The organism is Acidobacteriota bacterium (assembly GCA_020349885.1).
Classification (GTDB): domain Bacteria; phylum Acidobacteriota.
The window spans coordinates 1,649,910-1,673,157 of the sequence record CP070701.1 but is presented as its reverse complement, the minus strand read 5'-3'; the positions used below and the strand labels follow the sequence as shown (position 1 = coordinate 1,673,157).

The window sequence follows — 23,248 nt, the reverse complement described above, 5'->3', positions numbered from 1 at the left end:
CGCAACGCAAGCGTAGACGTTCGTGAGCGGACGTAACCTTTGCCATCACCATGGCGCGGCTACGGTAGCACAGCCTTTCCTGGTTTGCAAATTCCGCTCATGCAGGCGCGGCGGAGCGCCTCGACCTCCCGGCGCCTGAGCGAGCGACGCCCGCCGGGCTCAAGACGCGCGAGCGCGACGGGGCCGACGGCGACGCGCCTGAGCTTGAGCACGGGATGCCCCGCGGCGCCGAACATGCGCCGCAGCTGGCGGTTGCGCCCCTCGCGCAGGGCTATCTCGAACCACGTGTGCTCCTTTTGCCGAAGGCGGCGGATGCGGCAGGGCCGCAGGCGGACGCCGTCGAGGCGGATGCCACGCCGCAGGCGGTCGAGCGTTTTCTCGCCTGGCCTGCCCTGCACCTTCACGTGATAGATTTTCTCGACCCCGTGCCGAGGGTGCATGAGCGCCCGGGCGAGCTCGCCGTCGTTCGTGAGAAGAAGCGCCCCCTCGCTCGCAAAATCGAGCCTTCCTACCGGGTACACGCGCTCCCTGACGCGCTTGAGGAAATCCCGGACGCAGGGCCGTCCGCGCGGGTCGTCGAGCGTGGTCACGACGTTCCGCGGCTTGTGAAAAAGAAGATAGACCTTGCGCTCCGGCCTGCTAACGAGCTTTCCGTCCACCTTTATGGAATCGCGCGCCGCGTCGGCCTTGGCCCCGGGCGTGCGCACGACGCGGCCGTTCACCGTGACCCGTCCCTCCGAGAGAAGCCGCTCGGCGCGCCTCCTGGAGGCGACGCCGGCGCGCGCAAGAATCTTTTGAAGGCGCTCTTCCATGGCAGGGCATGATAGCACGCGGCGGTCCGGCGGGCCCGCCCAGCCGCGGGGGGGTTGACATCCAGCCCGTCCATCCTGTATATTATATTCCTGTATATGTATATAAAGTGATACTGCCATTAACACGGTCGGGATGGTACCCAGAAGATGGTTATGTTCCCTTTCGACGCAACGAAACAACGCCGCAGCGTTTTCGGGTTTTCTTCCGTTGCCTTTCGGCAAACGACCCGTACCGTAATTGCGGCACACCACCACACAACGACCCATTAAAAAAACCTCTCTCCTAAAAACTAAAACGACCCGACGCTTCTCGTCCGCCTCGAGCGGCGGCTCCCTCGGCGAGCGCATGCGCAGCTTTCGCAAAAGCCAGAACCTCACGCAAGAGAATATGGCCCATCTGCTGGGTATTCACTTCCAGAGCGTGCTGCGCTACGAGAAGGGGATCATGACGCCGGGCGCCGACATCCTGATGAAGCTCACCGAGCTTTTTCAACTCAACCCAAGCTGGCTGCTCTTCGGGCACGACCCACAGTATCTGCCCAAGGACGATGAGCCGAGCACGGCAGTTTACGATGCTTCTTCCGCTATTTCACCCAGCGTGCGCGCGCCCTTCGCGGACTACCGCACGACGCCTCCTCCCAACGCCCTGGTAGAAGCCGCGGCGGTGCCGCTCCTCAAGCGCATCGCGGCGCTGGCGAATCTGCCTCCCAAACGGACCCAGATCGAGCGTCGGATTCTCCTGCCCAAAGCCTGGCTCATGCACCCCGACGAGACGTGCCTCGTGACGGTGCAGACGAAGGCGCTCCGCTCGAGCCTTCGCCCGGATGACATGCTGGCCCTCGACTGGAGCGACCGCGGCGCCTCGACCGCCGAGGGAAACATCGTGGCCGTCCGCCTCGGACAGCGCATCGCCCTCAAGCGCTTCGTGCTCACGCCGTTGTATTACCTTTTCGAGGATGACGAGTCCCGGAAGCCCGTTCGGGTCTCGAAGAACGAGGGCTCGCCCGTCCTGGCGCGCGGTCTCTTTACCCTGCGGCAGACATAGCAGTTCCAGCGCTTTGCGGAACCACGAGCGTCCCGAGTATTTAAGCGTGTTCTCCGGCTAGACGCGCGGACGCTTCCCTTCAGGGAAGCTGAAGAAGCTCCACGCCGTTTTCCGAGCAGACGGGGGCGCACTGCGCGAGAAGCGCCTGAAAAATCTCCAGGTGCCCGCCTTCGTGAAATGCCATATAGCCGTACTGGCGGTGCAGGCGCTCGACTTCCCGCGCATGGATGAGGAGATGGGTAAAACCTTTTTCGCGCAGGACGCGGGCCAGCGTCTCGGCGGAGTCCGCCTCCGCCGCGTATTCCACGATCGCCGTGCGGTCGTAGGCCGTGTCCGATTCGTGGGGAACGCGAAGATAATAGGTGCGGGTTTCGCCGACCAGAAGAATTTTGTCCGAAGGCGCGAGCTTCTCGTTGGCGCACTGCGCCGCGGGGCGGTAAGGGACATGGCGCGCGAGCCATTCCTCGCGCTCGTGCGGAGCGCCGAAGAGCGGCACGGCCGGCTCGATAACGGCGTGGTGGTACACGGCAAACGAGAACAAATTGACGGCAACGCACCAGCCGGCGAGCCCCCCGAGCGCCCGGCGGAGCCACGGCCGACCCTCGCCCGCCCGCCGCATGCCCCACACGGCCGCCACGGCCCAGACCGCAAGCGCCGGAAACAACAGCCGCAGCCACACGAGGGTCGCCGCCCACAAAACGTACATGAGCGCCGACCACGCGAGAAGCCAGCGCAGGGACCGCATCCTCGCCGCCGCGAAAAGCACCAGTGGAACGGCGGCCAGATAGAACACTCCGGGCTCGCCGAAGTGGCCGTAGCGGCGGCTTTCCATCGTGAGCCGCCAGGGAAGAAGAAAAAATTCCGAAACCCCGCGCGTGCTCAGGATATCATGTTCGTACTGAGTTCCCGCAAACGGCGGCATGGGAAAAACATGGCCGAAGGCGGGATAGACGGGGTTCCCCGTGCGGACGGCGGTTCGAACGTACCAGGGCGAAGCCACCAAGACCGCCACCGTGCCGAAGACCGCGGCGGCCTTCGCAGCGGCCCCGAGCGAGCGGCGGCGCCATCCGGCGCTCAACGTGACGGCAACCCCCAGCGCCGCGCCGAACACGACGGCGGAGTATTTCGCCCCCATGGCCCAGCCCGCGAGCACGCCGCTCAGCGCAAGCAGCGCGCCGCGTCGCTCCGTTAATCCGCGCTCGGCAAAGGCGAGCGACAAGACGCAGATAAAGGCAATGGTCGTATCGTTTTTAAGAATACTTCCCAGGCCCAGCACGGCGGGCGTCGTGATATAGAGGAGGGAAGCCGCGAACGACCACGCGCGCGGGAGCCATATACGCGCAAGCGCGTACACGGCCGCCGCGGAGAAGACCGCCGCCAGCGCGTTCCACGCCTGCGCCAGCTCGTAGGAGGGAAAAAGCAGGAGAAAGAACGTGATGAGCATCTCGGTGTTCTGAGGAAAAAACGTGTGGTGGTTGTAAGGGTAGGTTGAAAGACCGCCCTCCAGCACGTAACGGTTTGAAAGGCCCAGATTGAGCGCCAGCGTGTCGTAAAAGGTGGGCGGCACGAAGGACAGCACGACGGGGACGAGGAGCACGCCGGCGAGCGCGAGGCCGAGCGCCGCCTCCGCGGCGCTCAGCGAGCGAATCCACGCTCCGCCTCGCTCCCATGCGGCCAGGACAAAGCGGCGAGTCCGCCCCGCCGTCGCGGCGAGCGCCACCGCCAGCGCGCCGTAGGCCGTCCAGGGGTTGTACAGGCCAGCGAGTCCCAGAAAGAACATGAGAAGACTCAGCACTCCCATTCCCACCCCGACGGCCGCAAGCGTTCTCAGGAGAAAACCCTCTTTCCATTCTCCAAGGGCGGCGTCGAGAACCACTTCGCCTACGCCGCGCATCGCCAGCACGGCCGCGCCGAGCAGCACCCAGACGCCGAGGGCTTCCGCCCACACACGAACATGGGCATGCGCTTGCACGAGCAGCATCCCCACACCCCACAGCGCCGCGGCGGCGGCCGCGCCGCGCCCCAGCGAGCGGCTCTCCCACATCATGGACAGGGCACCCCTCGGGAATCCCGGGCCATGCGTTTCGAGAAATGGCTCCTGAGGGCTTCCAGGAAATCGCCGCTGACCTTCTCCAGGCTCACGTACAGCCATCCCATAGCGGTACGCCCTACGCCTCCTCGTCCCCGCGCCCGCCCGCAAGCCAGACGCCCACGCCCGAAAAGAAAACCAACACCCCGCCGAGCATGACGAGGCTCGTCCGCGGCGAGACGAACATATTCGCAACCCCCAACACGCCCCCCGCGATTCCCACCAGGCACGAAACGTTCACCACGGCGGGAACGGAGGGCCATTTCCCCTGGAGGCGGAGCGCGTAATGGTCCTTGCTGCCAAAATAGAAGGGGCGTCCTTTAAGCGTCCTCAAAAGGCTTACGTAAGCCATGTCGAACAGGGGAACGCACAGGATAAAAAGGGGACTAAGGAAGCCCAAAGGATTTCGGTCCGAGTAGTCGGCGACCAGGGCGAACGTGGCCAGTACGAGGCCCAGGAACATGCTTCCCGTGTCGCCCAGGTAAATGCTCGCCGGATGATAGTTGTGGCGCAGGAAGCCGAGAAGGCTTCCAAGAAGCGTCGCCGCCACGAAGCTCATAAAAGAGGCGTTCGTGAGCACGGAGATACCCATGAAAAACGCGGCCGCGACCAGGGCCGTACCGCCGGCGAGGCCGTCCATGATGTCGATGATGTTGAGTGCGTTCATCATGCCTATGACCCAGATGACGGTGAGCGCCGCGTTGAGCCACGGCGGCAGGATGGCGAGCTCGATGACGATGTCGCTGCGCACCAGCACGAACGCGGCAAGAAGCTGGCCAAGGAACTTGACCTTGGGTGTGATGGCCCCGAAGTCGTCGAGAAGACCCAGCGTGACCACAATGTTCGCGGAAAGCAGAAGTCCCAAAATTCGCGGCTCGTAGTCGAATACGACGCCGTAGGAGAGAAGAAAGGCGATGTAGACGGCGAGGCCGCCGAGGTAGGGAACGGACTCGGTATGAACCTTCAGGTGTCCATCCGGCCGGTCCACGATGCCGAAGCGGCGCGCGGCCGCCGCGGCCAGCGGCGTCCCGTAAAGGGAGAGAAGAAAAGAAAGCGCGAAGGCGAGGAGCAGGAGCAGCATAGGCGCTTTAAGGTGCGCTCTTCGTGAGCTTTCTCATGGACCCGGCACAATTCCCTCCAAGGTGAGCCTCCTCCTAAAGGCCCGCCTGTCCGTGCGGCCGGGCGCCGCCGAGGAGGGACCGCGACGCGGAGTTGGAAACAACTTCTCCCCACAGGCTGTTCGGGTTGGCTCGCTCGATGCGCACCGGCACGAGCCGCCCGACGAGCGCGGCGTCGCCCGGGAAATTCACCACGTAGTTCGCCTCGGTGCGGCCGGTGAGGGCGCCCCCGCCCCTCTTGCTCGAGTCCTCCACGAGCACCTCCTCGGTGCGTCCCTCGCAGGCGCGCAGCGCCCGCTCCTGCATGGGTCGATGCATGGCCTGGAGCCGCTCCAGGCGGTCCCGCTTCGCGGCCTCGGGCACCGTGTCCTCGTAGCGCGCGGCGGGCGTGCCGCGGCGCGGAGAATACTTGAACGAATACATCCACTCGAAACCCGCCTCGCGCACGAGCGACATCGTCTCCTGGAAATCTTCCTCCGTCTCGCCGGGGAAGCCCACGATGACGTCGGTCGAGAGGGCGATTCGGGGCATCTTCTTGCGAAGAAGCGCCGCCTTTTCGAGATACTCCTCGCGCGTATAGAAACGCTTCATGCGCCGGAGCACGCGGTTCGAGCCGGCCTGCACGGGAAAATGCAGGGCCTTGGCGATGGTGTCGTAGGCGGCCATGACGTCCATCGTCCGCTCGGTGAACTCGCTCGGGTAGGACGTGACGAAGCGCACCCGCTCGAGCCCCTTCACCCGCGCCACCGCTTCTAGCAAGTCGGCAAAATCCCTGCCGCCCGAGCTATAGGAGCTGACGTTCTGCCCGAGTATCTGCACCTCCTTGTAGCCCCGCTCGGCGAGCAACCGGGCCTCGGCGAGAACGTCCTCGAACGGGCGGCTCACCTCGGCGCCGCGCGTCACGGGCACGATGCAGAAGGTGCAGACCTTGCTGCAGCCTTCCATAGCCGTTATGTACGCCTTCACCTTCGAGCCGCGCCGGATGTACCGCGGATCGTAGTAGAGCGCATCGGCGTAGCGTCGCATATCGACCTGCGGGGTCTGCTCCTCGATGCGGCGGTCGAGGAGCTCGGGCAAGTGGTTCGTGCCGCGCGTCCCCAGGACGACGTCCACGTAAGGCGCGCGCTCCAGAACGCGCTCCCGGTCGTGCTGGGCCACGCACCCGCAGACGACGAGGAGAAGGTCGGGGCGGCGGCGCTTGAGGAGCTTCAGGCGGCCAAGGTCAGAGTAGAACTTCTCGGCGGCCTTGCCGCGCACAGAGCACGTATTGAGCAGGATGACGTCGGCCTCCTCGGCCGCCGCACAGGTGCGGTAGCCGCGCCGCTCCAGATGCCCGGCCAGCTTTTCCGAGTCGTGGTCGTTCATCTGGCAGCCCCAGGTCTCGACGAAATAGCGTTTCGGCGCTTCCATACTTTTTTAAGTATGGGCCATCTCCGACGCCGCGTCAACGTCTCCCTGCCCTCCCCCATCCCGATATACAAGCAAGGAAGCGGCGGGGCGGACAAGGCCTTGTTTTTCAATCCTCTTCCTCTATATCGGGATTGGGGGCCCGTACACACGCTTGACAACGGGCACCCCCCGTGCTATTCTGGGGGCACCCTAGACAGCGCAGTTTCCACAAACTGCGCACAGTCCCTCCTCAAAAAAGGGGCGCTTATGCGCCCCTTTTTGTTTACGGTCTCGGGCCGCGGTGCGCAGGCCCCGTCCTCTATCGCAGCGGGGCGAGCGCGCCCGGCCAATTCTCTCGAAGAACTTTCTTCGGATAGCTGTAGGCGCGGGGGGAAAAATCGCCGCTCTCGATTCGGTAGGCGATTTCGGTCGGGCCGTAGTTGTAGGCGACGAGGGCGGTCTCGACGCTTCCGAAGCGGCGCATCAGGTCTCTCAAGTAGTAGGCGCCGCAGTCGATGTTGAGCCAGGGATCGGTGAGCCTCTCCGTGTCGCTCTCCAGACCGAATCCCAGCCCCGCCGCAAGGTACTGCCCCGTCGAGGGCATAATCTGCATGAGTCCCACGGCGCCCTTGGGCGAGACGGCCTGGGCATTGAAGGAGCTTTCGGTGGCTATCACGGCGAGAATCATCTCCGGCGAGAGGTTGTACTTGAGGCTTGCGAGGTACACCGCGTAGGCAATGGTCTCCGCTTCTTGCTCGGACAGGGGGGCCGGATAGCGTTCGAGGTAGTGCTTGATTTGGAACACCTCGTGCCAGTTGAAGCCGTCCATCATCAGGACCGGCTCGGCGTGGCGCGCCTGGTGCTGCGGAACGGGGGAGCGCACAGAAGGGCCGTCGCTCGGCGCGAGGTTAAGGCTCACCCCCATGCCGAGGCACAGCGCGGCTCCCAAGGCGCATCGAACTTGTCTCCCTTTCATATGCCCCCGCCCTTAGGCGGATAATTCCCTTGATTACGCCATCAAAGAAGTGAGTATACCACATTTTGTAGCGTTTGTCAAGTCCCCCCATAGATTGGGGCTGATTTGCGGTGCTTACGCCCTGAATCCCTCCCTTGCGTCTTTTTGGCCGGAAACCGACTACCGTTTTCTCTTTCCGAGCCCACTGAGAAGGTCGGCGGCTTCCTGCGACTTGGGGATGTGACGCATGAGCTCCTCAAGTTCATGGCGCGCGCGCGTCTTCATGCCCTTCTCGATGTAGAGCTTTGCAAGCTCCAGGCGGGCCTCCTCGTTCACGAGATCAAGCGAGATGGCCTTTTCGAGCGAGGTGATGGCTCTCTTGATCCATTTCGGGTTCTTCCTTTGCGCTCGCCCCATGAGGATGTAGAACTCGGGGCGGCCGGGGTTAGCCGAAACGGCGGCTTCGCAGAGTTGGATGCACGGCCAGTAATCGTTTTTCTTGAAGGCCGCTTGCGCCTGATGGTAGTAGCTCTCGGCGATGCGCAGCTTATCCTCCTGCTCTTTTTCCTTGCTCGTTTTGATCGTGCTCACGCGCACCCTGTATTTCTCGTCGTCAAGCAGCTCGGCGTCGTCATGCACCGGCGCCTGGTCGGGCGCGCGCGCCTTGCGATTGAGCATGAGAAGATAGGCCTCCGAAAGGCGCATCCCGATCATGGCAAGCTCGTGCGAGAGGGCCTTGCGCACGGCCGGTGAGAAGCGCTCCGCGGCGTACTCCTGCGCGAGGGCCGCGTGGGCGCTCTCCACATGCGCGTCGATGGCCGTCGAAGAAACACCCAAAACGTCCGCGGGCCCCGGCGCCTCGCGCAGCTTTTCGTAAAAGGACAGTATCTTCTGCTTCTCGGCCTCCTGCTCTTTCGAGACGAGTGTTTCGGCGTTGAGGGCATGCTCGAAAAGATCCGCGTCGAGCCACTGGGGCTCTTCCGAGGCGACGGGGATGGCGCCCATCCACACAAGACACGCAACCAATCTCGCCGCGTCATCGGTCTCCAGGGGACTGCTTGCCAAGAGCTCGCGGAACGAGGACGCGGCCTCCACCATGCCCAAAAAGTACGCCTCTTCCGACGTGAGCGCAATGTGCTTGGCAATCTCCATGGAGGACATCGTCAGCGCGGGACTTGCCTTGATGTCGCGCATGACCTCCGCGGCCTTGGCCACGTCTTCCGGCTGGCAGACCTCCCACATGAGCGCCGCGAGCGAAAGGGAAAAATCGTGCGGCACGGCCGACGGGCCTGTCGCGCCGAAGGCGCACTTGATTTCGGGATTCTGCGTGAAGAAGCGCAGCGGCGAAGCCAGCCCCCGCAGGTCCTTCACGAAGGCCGCGCCGTCTCCCGCGATGTTGACGACCGCGCCGGCGTGGGCGTACACGTCGAAGCGGTGCGCGCCGAAGGAGAAGCACAAGGCGCCGGTTTTCTTCTGGCGAAACATGTTTCCCAAAAGCGCCGGAAGCGAGACGTGCTCCAAATTAATTCTCGCCGTCTCCCGCAGGAGGGGCGGGCGGAACGGCGTGCGTTTTTCGGGAATTTTTTCCTGCCCCGTGATGGGGCGCAGCCGCGGAGGAGGCACCGGTTTGGCCGGCGCCACAGGGCGCGGCCTGGGAGCGGCGCGCTCGGCCGCGGGGGGCGCGGGCTCGGGTTCCGCGGGCTCGGGTTCCGCGGGCTCGGGTTCCGCGGGCTCGGGTTCCGCGGGCTCGGGAGCCTCCTCCTCCGACGGGGCCGGCTCCGCGAACGCCTGATTCATCACATGCAAAAACTCTTCGGTAAATTCCTCCATCGAGGCGTAGCGCGCGTTGCGGTCGGGCTGGACGGCGCGCCGCACCACCGTTTGCAGCGCTTCGGGCACCGAGCCCGGAAACGCAAGGCTCGAGGGGTCCATGAGCGCGAGCTCCTTCATGTAAGGGAAAAAGGCGTTGGCCTTAAAGAGCCGCTGCCCCGCGAGCAGCTCGTAGAGCACGGCGCCGAGAGAGAAGACGTCGCAGCGCCCGTCGAGCACCTCTCCCGGTTTGAGGTTTCCTATCTGCTCGGGCGCGCTGTAGCCCACTTTGCCGAGGAAGTAGCGGTAGTCGGTCTGGACGTTCTCGTCCTCGCCGCGGACGAACTTGGCGATGCCGAAGTCAATGACCTTTACGCGGACGGAGCCGTCCTCGGTCGCAAGCAGAATGATGTTGTCGGGAGCGATGTCGCGGTGGTAGATGCCCTGTTGATGGGCGGCCACGAGTCCCCCGGCCACCTGCCATACGATTTCGGCGGCCTCCTGGGGCAGAAAGGGCTTTCCCGCTCCAAACCGTTTTTGAATCGTGTCCCCTTCGACGAACTCCCAGACGGCGTAGATGAGGCCGTCATCGGTCTGGCTGAAATCGTGCAGGATCGCAAGGCTCGGGTGGGAAAGACGCTCGGCGATTTGGGCCTCGGCGCGGAACCGCTCGTAGAAATTGGGCTGCTCCCCCAGTTCCCTGCGGATGACCTTGATGGCGCGGAAGCTCCCGAGGCGCGTGTGGCGGGCCTTGTAGACCGAGGCCATGCCGCCCTCGCCCAGAAGCTCCACGATTTCGTAGTCGCGAATCGTTCGGCCCACCATGCCCGCCTCCGCGGGCGCCTGCCCCGGGACTTGCGGCGCCTCGGAGGGCCGGGGGACGGCGCGGTCTAAATCCTTGAGCAGAGCCGAGGGATTCCCGTAGCGGTCCTCCGGGTTTTTGTCCAGGCACTTCAAGACGACCGATTCGAGAAGGGGGGAGATGTCCGCGTTGGGATTCTTCTGGGACGGCGGCACGGGAATTTCCTTCAGGTGCTTGCGCATGATGTCGAGGGGCGTTTTTCCCGTGAACGCGAGCCGGCCGGCGAGCATTTCGTAAAGCACCATGCCCAGGGAGTAGATGTCCGACGCGGGGCCGACCCTGCCGTCGCTAATGTATTCGGGCGCGATGTACTCGATCGTGCCCAGAACCGTGCCGGGGCGCGTCAAGCCGCCCTCGCCCATGTCGTCGAGCACCTTGGCGATGCCGAAATCGGTGAGCTTCACTTCGCCGTCCTCGTTGAACACGATGTTCGCGGGCTTCAAATCTCGATGGTAGACGCCCATGCCGTGCGCGCACTCGAGGGCTTCCGCCACCTTGCGGGCGATGTCCACGGCTTGCGGAACGCCAAGGGCGCCCTTCTTGTCGAGCACATAGCGGAGGGATTGGCTCTGCATCCATTCCATCACGAAATAGGGCGTGTCTTGGGCCTCGTCGACCTCGAACACGCGGACGATGTGGTCGTGTTTCAGCTTTTGGCAGATGGCCCCCTCGCGCAGAAACCGTGCCTTGGCTTCCTTGTTTTCCGCCTCGTCGAAAGGAGTAAAGTCCAGAACCTTGACGGCCACCGCCTCTCCCGTTCGCTGGTCGCGCGCTTTCCAGATGGAGGCGTAGGTGCCGGAGCCCGAGACCTCCAGGAGCTCGTAGCGCCCGCTCAGGACCGAGCCCTTCGCAAAAGGCGTCGCGGCCTCGACGGGAGGCTCCGGGGCCGCGCGGGACGCTCCCGAAGAGGGCGCCGAGGCGGGTGCGAGGCTGTCCCCCTCCGCCGCTTCCTCAAGCGATGCTCCGCAGCCCGAGCAGAACACGGCGCCGGGGGGGTTCTCCACGTCGCAAAAGAGACAGTAGCCCATGACTCCCAAGACTCCCTTGTTATATTACCGTATTACTTTAGCAACGTTATTACTGTAGCAACGTTCGCAGGGAATGTCAAAGAAGCGTTTCAGGCCCGTCGCCGCTTGACAGGCGCCACCGCCGCCTGTAGGATAGAGTCTCTGCGGAAAGAAACCCATGAGCATCACCTACCGCCCCAACAACCGCAAGCGGCACAAGAAGCACGGCTTCCGAAAGCGCATGAAGACGAAGAACGGTCGCAAGATCATCAAGCGCCGCCGCCAGAAGAGCCGCCATCACCTCGCGGTGTGAGGGAGGTGCTCCGCTCCGTTCCGAGCGCTGACCCTTCCATCGGGAGGACAAGGCGCCGGCCTCCTAAAAAGGGAAACGCTGTGCGCGAAACCTCGGAGCGTTCTTCCAGAAAGTCCGGATTCCCAGTTCCCCCGTCGAAGCGGCCCGCCGCCCGTGCGGGCGCCGCGGCGCGGCAGGCGCCGGGCGCCGGGCGCCGCAAGAAGGAAGCGTTTCGCCCCTCCGAGCGGCTTAAAACGCCCGCGCAATTCAGGCGGGTCATGCGCCAGGGCAAGCGGCACGCCTTCCCCTGGTTTGTGGCCCATGTGCTTCCCACGAAACAGCCAGCGAGCCGCCTGGGACTCGTCGTTTCGCGCCGCGTCGGCAAAGCCGTGCGCCGCAACCGCCTCAAGCGCCTTCTCCGCGAGGCCTACCGCCGCGAAAAAGGCGTCCTTTGCGACTCCTTTGACATTGTTCTGCGCGCGCGCGACGGCGTGGACGCGTCGAGCCTTCGCTACGCGGAGATCGCCCAGGCGCTCGGCAATCTCCTGAAAAAACTAGCCGAACGATGAAGCAATTGTCCGTGCTGGCGGTTATTCTCGGGGTGCGCGCTTACCGCGTGCTCGTCTCGCCGCTCCTTCCGCCTTCGTGCCGCTTTCTGCCGACATGTTCGGAATACGCGGAAGATGCCTTTCGAACACAAGGCCTTGTGCGCGGAGCGATGCTGACGCTCGGACGCCTGCTGCGGTGCCATCCCTTCTGCGCCGGGGGCCTTGACCCGGTGCCGCCTCCGGGCGGCGCGGAGAGCCCGCGGGAAGAACACACACCGCGATGAGCCACGAACAGCGCCTGCTCCTTGCGTTGGGACTCTCCATGCTCATCTTCGTGGTGTGGATCAAGCTCTTCACGCCCCCCGAGCCCGTCCCTCCTGAGCCGGAGTCCGTGCAAGAGCCTTCCCCTGACGGGGCCCTCCCGTCGCCTGAGGGGGGTCAAGAGGACGCACCGCCGCCAGAAGAACCCTCCCCTGACCAAGCGGAGGAAGCGGGCGAGAGGTGGAAAGAATTCTCCGAAGTATACCGCGCCGGCGTCCCGGAGCGCGAGCAAGGGGTCGTCCTCTCCACGGACAAATTCCACGCCAGCTTCACGACGCGCGGCGCGCGCCTGGAAAGCTTCGTGCTGAAGGAGTACCTGGACGCCGGGGGCAGGCCACTCGAGCTGGTCTACGACGGCATGAACACCAAGCCGATGGGCTATCGGCTGCCGCTCGCCGTGGATATCGACGGACGTCCCGGGCGCACCGAGGAAGCCAACCGCGCCCTCTACCTGTCCGAGGTGGAGGAGCAGGACAAAGAAATCCGCGCGACGTTTCTCTACGCCTCCGAGGACGATTTCTACGTGCGCAAATTTTTCCGGTTTCACAAGGATGCCTATCCCTTCGAGGTGGAGGTGGAGGCCGCCGAGGGCGGCGTGCGCCTTCCCGTCTACGTCAGGCTCGGCCCCGGCTTCGGCACCGACGAGGAGGCCGAGAGCAGCCGTTTCTACAACATCCGCGAGTTCGTGTTCGGCTTTTCGCAGGGAGGCGCGTGGCGCGTGGAGCGCGCCTCCAGAGATGACGTTCTGGAAGCGGCGAAAAGCAGCGAAGCGGGCATGCTCTCGAGCTTTCTCCTTGTTTTTAAGAGCCTGCCCTACGCGCCCGTAGCGGAAGGTTCGGTGCGCCTCGTCGAAGCGCCCCGCTGGGCCGCCATGGGCGACAACTACTTCTCGGCCGTCGCCCTGTCGGAGCAGGGCTTTCCGGAGGCACGCCTCCACACAGCGGTGAAAGAGAAGAAGATTCCCGGCGAGGAGGAGCCCCTTGTGGAAGTCGAGGCGGCGGGCCTGGGCGTTCCGGCCGACGCCCTCACGCAACTGGCTTTCATTCCCAAGGACTTCCGCGTTCTGCGCCCAATGGAGCAGAAGCTCTCGGACCTGGTCGATCTGGGCTTCCTCTGGTGGCTCTCGCTCCCGCTTTTGTGGCTTCTCAATTTCTTCCACGGATACGTGGGAAACTACGGCATCGCCATCATCCTGGTGACCGTTGTCGTAAAAATCCTCTTCCACCCGCTCACGCACAAGGGCATGGTCTCCATGCGGCGCATGCAGAAGCTGCAGCCCAAGATGAGCGCCCTCCGGGAAAAGTACCGCAAAAAGAAAGACGCGGAATCGCGGCAGAAGATGAACGAGGAGATGATGGCGCTCTACAAGAAGGAGGGGGTGAATCCGCTCGGGGGGTGCCTGCCGCTTCTCCTGCAGATGCCGGTGCTCTTCGCCTTCTACAGCCTCCTTATGGTCTCGATCGAGATACGGCAGGCACCGTTCTATCTCTGGATTAAAGACCTCTCCCAGCCCGACCCTTACTACGTCACGCCCATCGTCATGGGAATCACGATGTTCCTTCAGCAGCGGATGAGCCAGCCCCCCGCCGCGGCGGGCAGCGAGTTGCAGATGCGGTTGATGAAGTGGATGCCCGTTTTCTTCACCTGGCTTTTCCTGAGCTTCCCGAGCGGCCTCGTTCTCTACTGGCTCACGAACAACGTCTTGTCCATCGTGCAGCAGCGCTGGATTAACAAGGCCACCGACGCCTCGGCCCCTCCGAAGCCCGCCAAGGAGAAGGGGCGCCGCAAAAAGGATGCCGAGAAGAAGGACGCGGAAAAAGAAGATGCGGAAAACGCCGAGAAGAAGAAGTAGAATGTACTCGAAACCTTCTATAAACTTTGTTGGAGACTTCCTATGACTGACGGCATGAATTCCAAAGCGTGGTTCGAGAAAGCACAGGCGCTCCTTCCGGGGGGCGTGAACAGCCCCGTGCGCGCGTACAAGGCCGTGGGCGAGACTCCCCGGTTCATCGCCTACGCGAAGGGCGCCTTCGTCACGGACGTGGAGGGGCGCTCCTATCTCGACTGCATGGGCTCCTGGGGGCCGATGATTCTGGGGCACGCCCATCCCCGCGTGGTGGACGCCGTCCAGTTGGCGGCTTCGAACGGGACGAGCTTCGGGACGTGCTCGCCGCTCGAGGTAGAGCTCGCGGAGCGCGTCGTCGCGGCGTTCCCCGGCATAGAGAAGGTGCGCTTCGTGAACTCCGGCACCGAGGCCGTGATGAGCGCCGTGCGCCTCGCGCGCGCCGCGACGGAGCGCTCGAAAATCCTGAAGTTCGCGGGCGGCTACCACGGCCACGCCGACCACCTCCTCGCGGAGGCCGGCTCCGGCATCGCCACGCTGGGAATTCCCGCTACACCCGGCGTCCCGAAGGAGTTCACCCAGCCCACGCTCACCGCGCCCTACAACGACCTAGCCTCGGTCGAGCGCCTGATGGAGGAGCACGGGCGGGACATCGCGTGCATCCTCGTCGAGCCCGTCGCGGGCAACATGGGCGTCGTGCCGCCCGAGGAGAATTTCCTCGGCGGGCTGCGCGCGCTCTGCGACCGCCACGGCGCGCTTCTCGTCCTCGACGAGGTCATCACCGGCTTCCGCGTCGCCTACGGCGGCGCGCAGGAGCGCTACGGCGTCCGCGCCGACCTGACGACGCTCGGGAAAATCGTGGGCGGCGGCCTTCCCGTCGGGGCCTACGGCGGACGGCGGGACCTCATGGACATGCTCGCGCCCGAGGGCGCGGTCTACCAGGCGGGGACGCTTTCCGGCAACCCGCTCGCGATGGCGGCCGGCGTTGCCACGCTCGACGTCCTGCGCGAGGAGTCCCCCTACGAGCACCTCGAGCGCCAGGGGAAAACGCTGCAGGAGGGCTTTGAAAAGGCCGCGAGCGCGGCGGGCGTTCCCGTGACCATCAACCGCGTCGGCTCCATGTTCACCGTGTTCTTTTCCGAAGCGCCGGTCCGCGACTACGCCTCGGTGCAGAAGTCGGACGCGGCGCGCTTCGTGGCGTTCTTCCGCGCCATGCTCAAGAGCGGCATCATGCTCCCTCCCTCGCCGTTCGAGGCGTGCTTCCTCTCCACGGCCCATTCGGACGCGGACATCAAGCACACCGTTCGCGTGGCCAAGCGGGCCTTTGCCAAGGCCGCCGGCGCGTCCTAGCGCCGCCGCAAGTCGCACTTCCCGAAGCTTTCAAAGAAACCGTGCCCCTGAGGCTTGGCCCCGGCTACGTGGGCGCTTGCCCTGAACCTGCAGACGGGGGCACGGTTTGGGGACTTTTTTCGGCGGCCCCGGAGCTTGCTATTTCCGCCGGAATATATTAAACTCCTGCTTTCTCAATACGAAGGCTTCGGAAGACGAAAATTTCCTTGAGGACGCATGCTTTACTCGAAATCGTGTGAATACTCGTTCCGGGCGCTGATTCACATCGCGCTCCAGGGGGACGGTTTCTGCATGGCGAAAAACATCGCCAAAGCCGAGAACATCCCCCTGTACTTCCTGGCGAAGCTCCTCCAGGATTTGGTGAAATTCGGTCTCCTGCACTCCTTCAAGGGGCCGACGGGCGGCTTCAAGCTCGCAAAGCCCGCCTCGGAGATTTCCCTCTACGACATCATGCAGCTCATCGACCGCGAGAACCTCGAGGAGCGCTGCGCCGTGGGACTCTACGGGTGCTCCGATAGCAATCCATGCCCCATCCACGAATCGTGGAAAGAACTGCGAGAGCAGATGCTGACCTATCTCAAGTCCATGACCGTTGAAGACCTGGCGCGGGGATTGACGGACAAGAAACGCAAGCTCGGCCCTTCGGAGCCGCTCCCCGGCGGAAAAAAACCCGCCGCAAGACGCAGGAAAGCCCCTCAAAAAAAGTAAGGGCTCCGAGCCCGCCCCCCCTTCGGCTGGTACTCCCTACGCGGTATGCACCGTGATCTTCGTGTCGGTGCCGCCGTAGACGTTGAGCGACGCGCCGGTGATCGCGGGCGGGTTTTGCGTGGCGAGGAACATGACCGCCTGGGCGACGGCGTGCGGCGGCACGAGCGACTCGAGCCCTTTCTTGGTCGCGGCCGCGTCACCCGGCTTTGCCGTGGAGAGGGCGCCCGGACAGATGGCGTTCACGGTGATGTTGTAGGAGCGCAGCTCCTTGGCGAGCGACTGCGTGAAGCCGATGAGGCCGAACTTCGAGGCGCAGTGCGCGCTCAGTTTCTCGTCCCCCACGAGGCCATGGATGGACGAGATATTGATGATGGTGCCGCGCCCCGCCGCAATCATGGCGGGAAGAAGGGCGCGCGTCACGAAGAAGGCTCCGACGAGGTTGACGCGAATGACGCGCTCCCACTCCTCGGGCGGGAAATCCACCGTCAGGTGGCGCACGTAGGTGGCGGCGTTGTTGACGAGAATGTCCGCGCCTCCCAGTTCGGCCGCCGCCTCAGCGATGCGGTTGGCGTCGGCGTAGCTCGAGATGTCGGCCTCGACGGCCGCGGCGCGGTGGCCTTTGGCGCGGATTTCCTCGACGGTAGCCTCCATGTCGCTTCGCGCGAGGTCCGCGACCACCACGCTGGCGCCTTCCTCGGCCAGGCGAAGCGCGAGCGCGCGGCCCAAGCCGCGGCCTCCGCCCGTCACCACAGCAATTTTGTCCTTCAAGCGCATTGGAAAGAGGTCTGCTTCGACGCAGTGTGCGCGAGCGACACAGCCTATCAGAAGCACGCGGACGGGGCAAGCCCCGACGGATCTCCCGTCGGGGCGGGCGCCTTGGCAGGCGTTGAACGCCTCAGCGGCGGCGTGCTACCGTAGGAAGAAATCAAATGGAAAGCATCTTTCTCGGACTGGGCGGAAACGTGGGTGACAGGCGCGGATTTATGAGGCGGGCGGTCGAAGCGCTTTCCGAAGACCGTATCCGCGTGCTGAGCCGCTCGTCACTCTACGCCTCCGAACCCGAGGGATCGGACGATCAGGAGCCCTATCTCAACGCCGCCGTCGAGGCGCAGACTCCACTTGCGCCGCTGGAGCTGTTGAGGCACGTCAAGGACATCGAGCGCCGCCTCGGGCGCGTCGTGCGCGGACGCTGGGCGGAGCGGGAGATCGACCTGGACATCCTTCTCTACGGCGCGCGCACCGTCGAAGAAAAGGACTTAACGATTCCCCATCCCCGCCTCCACGAGCGGCGCTTCGCGCTGATGCCGCTTGCGGAAATTGCTCCCGAGATTCGCCATCCCGTTATTCAAAAGACCATCGCCGAGCTTCTGAGGGATTGCACGGACGAAAAGCGCGTCGTGCGCCTGGACGTGGAGTGGTGAGCGGCCGGGGCGCGGAGCCCCTGCCGGCCGCCGACTCCTGGAAACGGGCGACTGAGAAAAGGCGCGCTCGAACGTTTCTCCGGGACTCGAGGCGCCTCGGCGGGAAAGCGCGCTACTTTTCCCCTTACTCTTTTTCTTTCGCTCGCAGTCTGGTTGCTGCGAGCGCTGCTATCAGCTCTTCGGGAGAAGTCTCGTCGGCGTCGTATTCAACGACGGCCTCTTTGTCCGGGAAGCTGACCTTGGCGCTCTTTACGCCTTTCACGCCCTCGAGCGCGCGCTGGCCCCGGACGGCGCATCCGCCGCAGTGCATTCCCTGCACGTCGAGGCGGCAGGTCTTCACGGCGCCTTCCGCTTCAGCTTCTGCTTCCTCTACGGGGGCTTCCTCCGCGGGTTCAGCCTCTTCCATGGCGGCTTCCTCCGCGGGCTCAGCTTCTTCTGCGGCGGCTTCCTCCGCAGGCTCAGCCTCTTCCGCGGCGGCTTCCTCCGCAGGCTCAGCCTCTTCCGCGGCGGCTTCCTCCGCGGGCTCAGCTTCTTCCACGGCGGCTTCCTCCGCGGGCTCAGCTCCGGCCGTTTCCAGGGCCGAGTCGGACTCCGTGGCGGCAAAGGCGAAACCCGCGGCCACGACCAGCACAAGCACTGTGCTGAGGGCTACGTTTCTTTGTTTCATGATTTGTTCGTCTCCTTTTGTCATGGATAAGTATTATTTAACTCCAGGCGGTATGTAGGCTTAATGAAGGATGATTATACTCCAGCGGGCGGCGGGCTATCAATCTGTCGAATCACGTCATATAGAATCTTATAGAATCCTACCGAAGGAAGTATCGTCTTGTCATGCACGTACGCCATCGCCCCGGCTAAACGGTCGGAAGCCGCCGAAGGGCGAGCATGCTTCCCGCCATTCCCATGGCGGCCGCGGCAGCGGCCAGCGCGGCGATCGAGCCGGCGGAGAGGAAATCGTGCGCCATCGCCCCGGCCCAGGGAAGGCGCGAGAGTCCCAGCGAGGCCACCTGGTGGGCGCCGTAAAGCGCCGCGAGCCCGAGCACGGCACCGGCGGCTCCTTCGGCGGCCGCTTCGAGAAGGAAAGGCCCCTTGATGAACGCGTTCGTCGCGCCCACCACGCGCATGATGGCGATCTCGTCGCGCCGCGCGTAGACGGTGATGCGCACGACGTTCGAGAGCGTGAAGGCCGTCGAGATCAGAAACACCGACGCCAGGGCGTAACCCAGGCACCTCGCCCACCAGAGCGCACGCTCGACGCGCTCCATCCACGGGAGGTCGTACTGGAGGTCGGTCACGCCCGGAAGGGCGCGACCCTCCTCGACGAAGCGGCGCACCGAGTCGGGCGTCCCGTACTCGGGCCGGAGCGTGACCTCGAGGCTGGCGGGCAGGGGGTTCGCCTCGAGGAGCGAAAGGCTTTCGCGCAGCGCGGGAAAAAGCGTTTCGAGCTGCCGCACGGCATCGTTCTTTCCGATGGCGTGCACCGCCTCCACGTCGGGGCGCTCGGAGAGCGTTTCGACCAGGGCGGCCGTTTCGCTCGGTGTGAGCGCGTCGTCGAGAAAAAGGTTCACCTCCGCGCGCTGGGCCCAGAGGCGCAGCCCCTCCGCGGCGGTCTGGTTGAAGAGCAGGAGAAGCCCCGTGATGAAGAACGCCACGGCGGTCGTCGCCACGGCGAGCCCGGTCATCACGCGGTTCGCCATGAGGTGGTGCGCCGCCTCCTCGAAAAAATACCAAAGCGCGCGCGCCAGCGTCTTCATCCGAAGAACCCTTCCTGCGAGGCGTAGCCGCCGGGGCCGGTGTCGTCCGCGAGCTGTCCGTGCCGGAGCACCAGAACGCGCTTCGGGTGGCGGGCGATGAGCGCGCGGTCGTGCGTGGCGAGGATGACCGTCGTGCCGGCCGCGTTGATGCGCTTGAAAAGCTGCAGAATTTCTTCGGCGAGCTCCGGGTCGAGATTACCCGTGGGCTCGTCGGCAAGCAGAAGCACCGGCTCCGAGGCGAGCGCGCGGGCGATGGCCACGCGCTGCTGCTCGCCGCCCGAAAGATGAAGCGGGTATTCGTCGGCCTTGTGCTCGAGCCCCACCAGCTTCAGGTAGTAGCGGGCGCGCTCGAGGCGCCTCCTTTTCGGCACGCCGAGGATGCGGTGGAGGAACGAGACGTTTTCCATGACGGTCTTCTTCGTCAGGAGGCGAAAGTCCTGAAAGACGACTCCCAGCTCGCGCCGCAGGTACGGGACCCGGTGCGGCGTCAGGGAGCCGACGTTGCGGCCGTTTACGAAAACCTGCCCCATCGTGGGGCGCTCCTCGGCGAAAAGAAGCTTCAAGAGCGTCGTCTTGCCCGCGCCGCTCGGGCCCGTGACGTAGACGAACTCTCCCTTCTCCACCTCAAAGGACAGGCTTCGAAGCGCGGGGAGACTGTCGTAAACCTTGGTAACGTGGTAGAGGTGAACCATGGCGTTTCGGCGACCTCGGCGCTCCCTGCTATTAAGTTCGCTCCGCTGTAGGGCTTTCCACGCCGCCCCCTTTGGCATTGGGGAAGAAGCGGCCTTTGCAAGAGAGCATTTTAAAGCTTCGCAAGCGCCTGCTGCAAATCCTCCTCCAGATCCTCGACGTCCTCCAGGCCCACGGAGATGCGCACGAGGCCCTCGGTGATGCCCAGGCGTTTCTTCTCGGCGGTCGGAACGAAGGCGTGCGACATCGTGGCGGGTTGCGAGACAAGCGTCTCGACACCGCCGAGGCTCTCGGCGAGGATGCAGAGCTTGAGCGAATTCAAGAACCGGGCGGCGCGCTGCTTGGAGCCGAGGTCGAACGTGATGATCGCGCCGAACCCCCCCGCCTGGCGCTTCGCGAGGCTGTGCTGCGGGTGCGAGGCGAGGCCGGGATAGATGACGCGCTTGACCTTGCGGTGGCCGTCGAGAAACTTCGCCAGGCGCCGCGCGTTTCGCTCGTGCGCCGCCATGCGCGGCACCAGGGTCTTGAGGCTCCGGAGCACGAGCCAGCAGTCGAAGGGGCTCAGAACGGCGCCCGTGGACTTTTGGAGAAAATGCAGCCAGTCCGCGAGGCGCTTGCTCGAGGTGACCACGACTCCGCCCAGCGAGTCGCTGTGGCCGTTGAGGAATTTCGTGGTCGAGTGAATGACGATGCTCACACCGAGCGAGAGCGGCCGCTGAGAGACGGGCGTCATGAACGTGTTGTCCACGGCGTGCAGCCAGCGGTGCTTGCGGCAGACTTTGGAGACGGCGCGAAGGTCCACGAGCCTGAGAAGCGGATTCGTGGGCGACTCGACGTAGACCATCCGGGTCCGGGGCGTCGCCGCCCGCTCGATGTTCTCCGGGCGCGACACGTCCGCGTACGCGAGGTCGAGCCCCCGGCCGCGCAGGATGCGCTCGAACAGGCGGTACGTGCCGCCGTAGATGCTCTCGGATGCGATGACGTGGTCGCCCGGCTTGAGAAGGCCCATGACGGCCGCGACGGCGGCCACGCCCGAGGCGTAGGCGCTGGCGTACCGGCCGCCCTCGAGCGACGCCACCGTCCGCTCGAGCATGACGCGGTTGGGGTGCTTAGAGCGCGAGTAATCGTAGCCGTCGCGGTATTTTCCGAGGCTCTCCATCTCGAAGGTGGAGGTCAGGTAAAGGGGCGGTATCACGGAGCCGGTCACGGGCTCGGGCCTGTAGCCCGCGTGAATGGCGCGGGTCGAGAAGCCGGGAGCGCGCTTGGGTTTGGGCTTGTGCTTTACGGGCTTGATGGACTTGGAGGTCATCGCTGAGAGGGCATTATGCCATGTCCTCTCGAAGCAAGCGAGGCGTCTTCCTCACTCCTTCCTTGCGAGGAGCGGGGGGGTCTTCCGATCCTTCGCCTGCGGCTCAGAACCGAATAACTGAAGGCGCCGTTGGCCGTTAGCCTTTGGCCGTTGGCGAGCGGAATTTAAAATTTTCCAGTCGCTAACTGCCAACTGCTAACAGCTATTTTGCTTGCTGGTCTCATCCCCTGCAACATGGCGCCGCCCCGGCGGCTTGTCAAGGAGATGGCAAGAACCACTTCTCGATCACTTTCCGCTCCTCGATTGCTTCCCGCATAGCCCGAATCATCATCAAATAATCTGGGTCGCACGCGTCGCCGACGTCGTCGCCGTCCGCATCTTCATCCTGATTGTTCGGCACCATCGGGCAGTTGTCCGTGGCATTGGGCTCGCCGTCACCGTCGAAGTCCGGGTTCGCGCATTGCTCAAAGAAAGTGACCTCGGAATCCACGCTCGTCACGTTGCTCTCTTCGGACATCATTGTAGATTTCGTCCACCACCTGGAGGCGTCGCGGGTCTCAATCGTGGAATTCGCGCTCGTCACGAAGGTATCGGAATAAAACGTGCAGGACGGGTCAATCTCTCCGTTGGCGTCCAGCTTCAGTACCCAGAAATCATAACCGCCCGCGCCAACAGAGTCTGTATATCCTGCCACGACGTAGCCGCCGTCCCCGGTCTGCTGGATGGGCTCGCCAATCTTAGTAGGAGACCCGTTGTAATAGGTCTTCTGCCACGTGACGTTGCCGCAGACGTCCAGCTTCAGTACCCAGAAATCATAACCGCCCGCGCCAACAGAATCTGTATATCCTGCCACGACGAAGCCGCCGTCCGCGGTCTGCCGGATGGAGGCGGGCCACTCATCCATAATGATTCTGCTGTAGGTCTTCTGCCAAGAGACGTTGCCTGAGGCGCCAAGCTTCAGCACCAAGACATCAAAAGATTGACTGTCATCAGACCAAGTTGCTCCTGTCACGACGAAGCCGCAACACGTTGTTTCCTCGATGGAGGCGGTAAATTCCCAGTTGCCACTGCCATAGCTCTTCGACCAATAGACATTTCCCCAGGCATCCAGCCTCAGAACCCAGATATCATTATCAAGCCATCCATCAGGCCATGCAGGAGTGTCGGTGTCGATATACCCCGACGCGACGAAGCCGCCGTCCATGGTCTGCTGGATGGAGGTGACTTCGTCCCCGCCGTAAACCTTCTGCCATATTACACGCCCATAGGGGTTCAGCTTCAATACCCAAGCATTCCGGCGGGGCCCGCCGAAGCTCCACGTATACCCTGACACGATGAAGCCGCCGTCCGCAGTCTGTTGGACGGATCTGGCTTCATCCCAATCATCCCCCCCATAGGCCCTCCGCCATGTTCCAGGAAATAACGGGCCAACATTCCCATCAGCGTCCAGTTTCAGAACCCAGATGTTCATGTAGCCAGGCCAGACGCCGCCGCCAACGCCGAAGGAGAACGTATATCCTGCCACGACGTAGCCGCCGTCCGTGGTCTGCTGGATGGAGTAGGCGCAATCGTCCGAAGCACCGCCGTAGGTCTTCTGCCACCGGATTTTTCCCAAGGCGTCCAGCTTCAACACCAAAATATCATAATCGTCATCATAATAGTCAGCGCCGAAGGAGTTGGTAATTCCCGCCACGACGTAGCCGCCATCCCTGGTCTGCTGGACGGAATAGGCAACATCACTACCACCGCCGCCGTAGGTACGCGCCCAGGTTATCTCGGCAAAGGCAGCGGGGTGGAAAAGCGCGAGAAGGATTCCCGCGAGGAAAGCGATTTGAAGCGATTTTTTCATGGTTTTTCTCCTTGGGTTGTAGCTGGTGTCCTGTCCCGAAACGACTTGACAAAACGGTGTACCTGAGGCTTGCCCTG

Annotated in this window: 20 protein-coding genes; 8 read left to right on the top strand and 12 right to left on the bottom strand. The window is 63.9% G+C overall.

Annotated elements, in window-relative coordinates:
- Positions 1-59: 59 nt before the first annotated feature.
- Positions 60-812, bottom strand: coding sequence for an rRNA pseudouridine synthase (locus JSV08_07205; protein ID UCF80294.1), 753 nt, complete (start codon positions 810-812; stop codon positions 60-62).
- A 388-nt stretch (positions 813-1,200) separates the two neighbouring features.
- Between JSV08_07205 and JSV08_07200 the strand changes: the two genes are divergently transcribed.
- The gene (locus JSV08_07200; GenBank protein ID UCF80293.1) at positions 1,201-1,857 is read left to right on the top strand and encodes a hypothetical protein; all 657 of its coding nucleotides are present in this window, start codon (positions 1,201-1,203) and stop codon (positions 1,855-1,857) included.
- A gap of 79 nt (positions 1,858-1,936) precedes the next feature.
- Here JSV08_07200 and JSV08_07195 read toward each other — a convergent pair whose 3' ends face one another.
- From JSV08_07195 to JSV08_07175, 5 genes are all read right to left on the bottom strand, one after another.
- A complete protein-coding gene (locus JSV08_07195) occupies positions 1,937-3,904 on the bottom strand; it encodes a glycosyltransferase family 39 protein (protein ID UCF80292.1) in 1,968 nt (655 codons plus the stop codon).
- Positions 3,905-4,025: 121 nt separating this feature from the next.
- Positions 4,026-5,027, bottom strand: a complete 1,002-nt coding sequence (locus JSV08_07190; GenBank protein ID UCF80291.1) for an undecaprenyl/decaprenyl-phosphate alpha-N-acetylglucosaminyl 1-phosphate transferase — start codon at positions 5,025-5,027, stop codon at positions 4,026-4,028.
- Between the two features lie 73 nt (positions 5,028-5,100).
- A complete protein-coding gene (gene miaB / locus JSV08_07185) occupies positions 5,101-6,474 on the bottom strand; it encodes a tRNA (N6-isopentenyl adenosine(37)-C2)-methylthiotransferase MiaB (protein ID UCF80290.1) in 1,374 nt (457 codons plus the stop codon).
- 298 nt (positions 6,475-6,772) lie between these two features.
- Positions 6,773-7,429, bottom strand: a complete 657-nt coding sequence (locus JSV08_07180; GenBank protein ID UCF80289.1) for a lytic transglycosylase domain-containing protein — start codon at positions 7,427-7,429, stop codon at positions 6,773-6,775.
- Positions 7,430-7,588: 159 nt separating this feature from the next.
- Entirely contained in the window at positions 7,589-11,107 is a 3,519-nt protein-coding gene (locus tag JSV08_07175) for a protein kinase (protein ID UCF80288.1), read from the bottom strand.
- Between the two features lie 157 nt (positions 11,108-11,264).
- On the opposite strand from JSV08_07175, the gene rpmH reads away from it, so the two are divergent.
- From rpmH to JSV08_07145, 6 genes are all read left to right on the top strand, one after another.
- Positions 11,265-11,399, top strand: coding sequence for a 50S ribosomal protein L34 (gene rpmH, locus JSV08_07170; protein UCF80287.1), 135 nt, complete (start codon positions 11,265-11,267; stop codon positions 11,397-11,399).
- A gap of 80 nt (positions 11,400-11,479) precedes the next feature.
- On the top strand, positions 11,480-11,947 hold the full coding sequence (rnpA, locus tag JSV08_07165; protein UCF80286.1) for a ribonuclease P protein component: 468 nt from the start codon (positions 11,480-11,482) through the stop codon (positions 11,945-11,947).
- A complete protein-coding gene (gene yidD / locus JSV08_07160) occupies positions 11,944-12,210 on the top strand; it encodes a membrane protein insertion efficiency factor YidD (protein UCF80285.1) in 267 nt (88 codons plus the stop codon). The genes rnpA and yidD overlap by 4 nt, the downstream gene beginning before the upstream one ends.
- Entirely contained in the window at positions 12,207-14,099 is a 1,893-nt protein-coding gene (yidC, locus tag JSV08_07155) for a membrane protein insertase YidC (protein ID UCF80284.1), read from the top strand. The genes yidD and yidC overlap by 4 nt, the downstream gene beginning before the upstream one ends.
- A 54-nt stretch (positions 14,100-14,153) precedes the next feature.
- A complete protein-coding gene (gene hemL, locus JSV08_07150) occupies positions 14,154-15,440 on the top strand; it encodes a glutamate-1-semialdehyde 2,1-aminomutase (protein ID UCF80283.1) in 1,287 nt (428 codons plus the stop codon).
- Between the two features lie 216 nt (positions 15,441-15,656).
- Entirely contained in the window at positions 15,657-16,148 is a 492-nt protein-coding gene (locus JSV08_07145; GenBank protein ID UCF80282.1) for an Rrf2 family transcriptional regulator, read from the top strand.
- Positions 16,149-16,184: 36 nt separating this feature from the next.
- Here the strand turns inward: JSV08_07145 and JSV08_07140 are convergent, their stop codons facing one another.
- Complete coding sequence (locus JSV08_07140) at positions 16,185-16,922, bottom strand: SDR family oxidoreductase (GenBank protein ID UCF80281.1); 738 nt, start codon at positions 16,920-16,922, stop codon at positions 16,185-16,187.
- 155 nt (positions 16,923-17,077) lie between these two features.
- Here JSV08_07140 and folK point away from each other — a divergent pair, with 155 nt between their 5' ends.
- Positions 17,078-17,569 carry a 2-amino-4-hydroxy-6-hydroxymethyldihydropteridine diphosphokinase gene (folK, locus tag JSV08_07135; GenBank protein UCF80280.1) on the top strand — a complete coding sequence of 164 codons (492 nt, stop codon included), beginning with the start codon at positions 17,078-17,080 and terminating at the stop codon, positions 17,567-17,569.
- Positions 17,570-17,693: 124 nt separating this feature from the next.
- Here the strand turns inward: folK and JSV08_07130 are convergent, their stop codons facing one another.
- From JSV08_07130 to JSV08_07110, 5 genes are all read right to left on the bottom strand, one after another.
- Positions 17,694-18,236, bottom strand: coding sequence for a heavy-metal-associated domain-containing protein (locus JSV08_07130; protein UCF80279.1), 543 nt, complete (start codon positions 18,234-18,236; stop codon positions 17,694-17,696).
- 187 nt (positions 18,237-18,423) lie between these two features.
- The gene (locus tag JSV08_07125) at positions 18,424-19,323 is read right to left on the bottom strand and encodes an ABC transporter permease (GenBank protein ID UCF80278.1); all 900 of its coding nucleotides are present in this window, start codon (positions 19,321-19,323) and stop codon (positions 18,424-18,426) included.
- Positions 19,320-20,015, bottom strand: a complete 696-nt coding sequence (gene ftsE, locus JSV08_07120) for a cell division ATP-binding protein FtsE (GenBank protein ID UCF80277.1) — start codon at positions 20,013-20,015, stop codon at positions 19,320-19,322. The genes JSV08_07125 and ftsE overlap by 4 nt, the downstream gene beginning before the upstream one ends.
- 110 nt (positions 20,016-20,125) lie before the next feature.
- A complete protein-coding gene (locus JSV08_07115) occupies positions 20,126-21,322 on the bottom strand; it encodes a PLP-dependent transferase (protein UCF80276.1) in 1,197 nt (398 codons plus the stop codon).
- A 256-nt stretch (positions 21,323-21,578) separates the two neighbouring features.
- Complete coding sequence (locus tag JSV08_07110) at positions 21,579-23,171, bottom strand: thrombospondin type 3 repeat-containing protein (GenBank protein ID UCF80275.1); 1,593 nt, start codon at positions 23,169-23,171, stop codon at positions 21,579-21,581.
- Positions 23,172-23,248 lie beyond the last annotated feature (77 nt).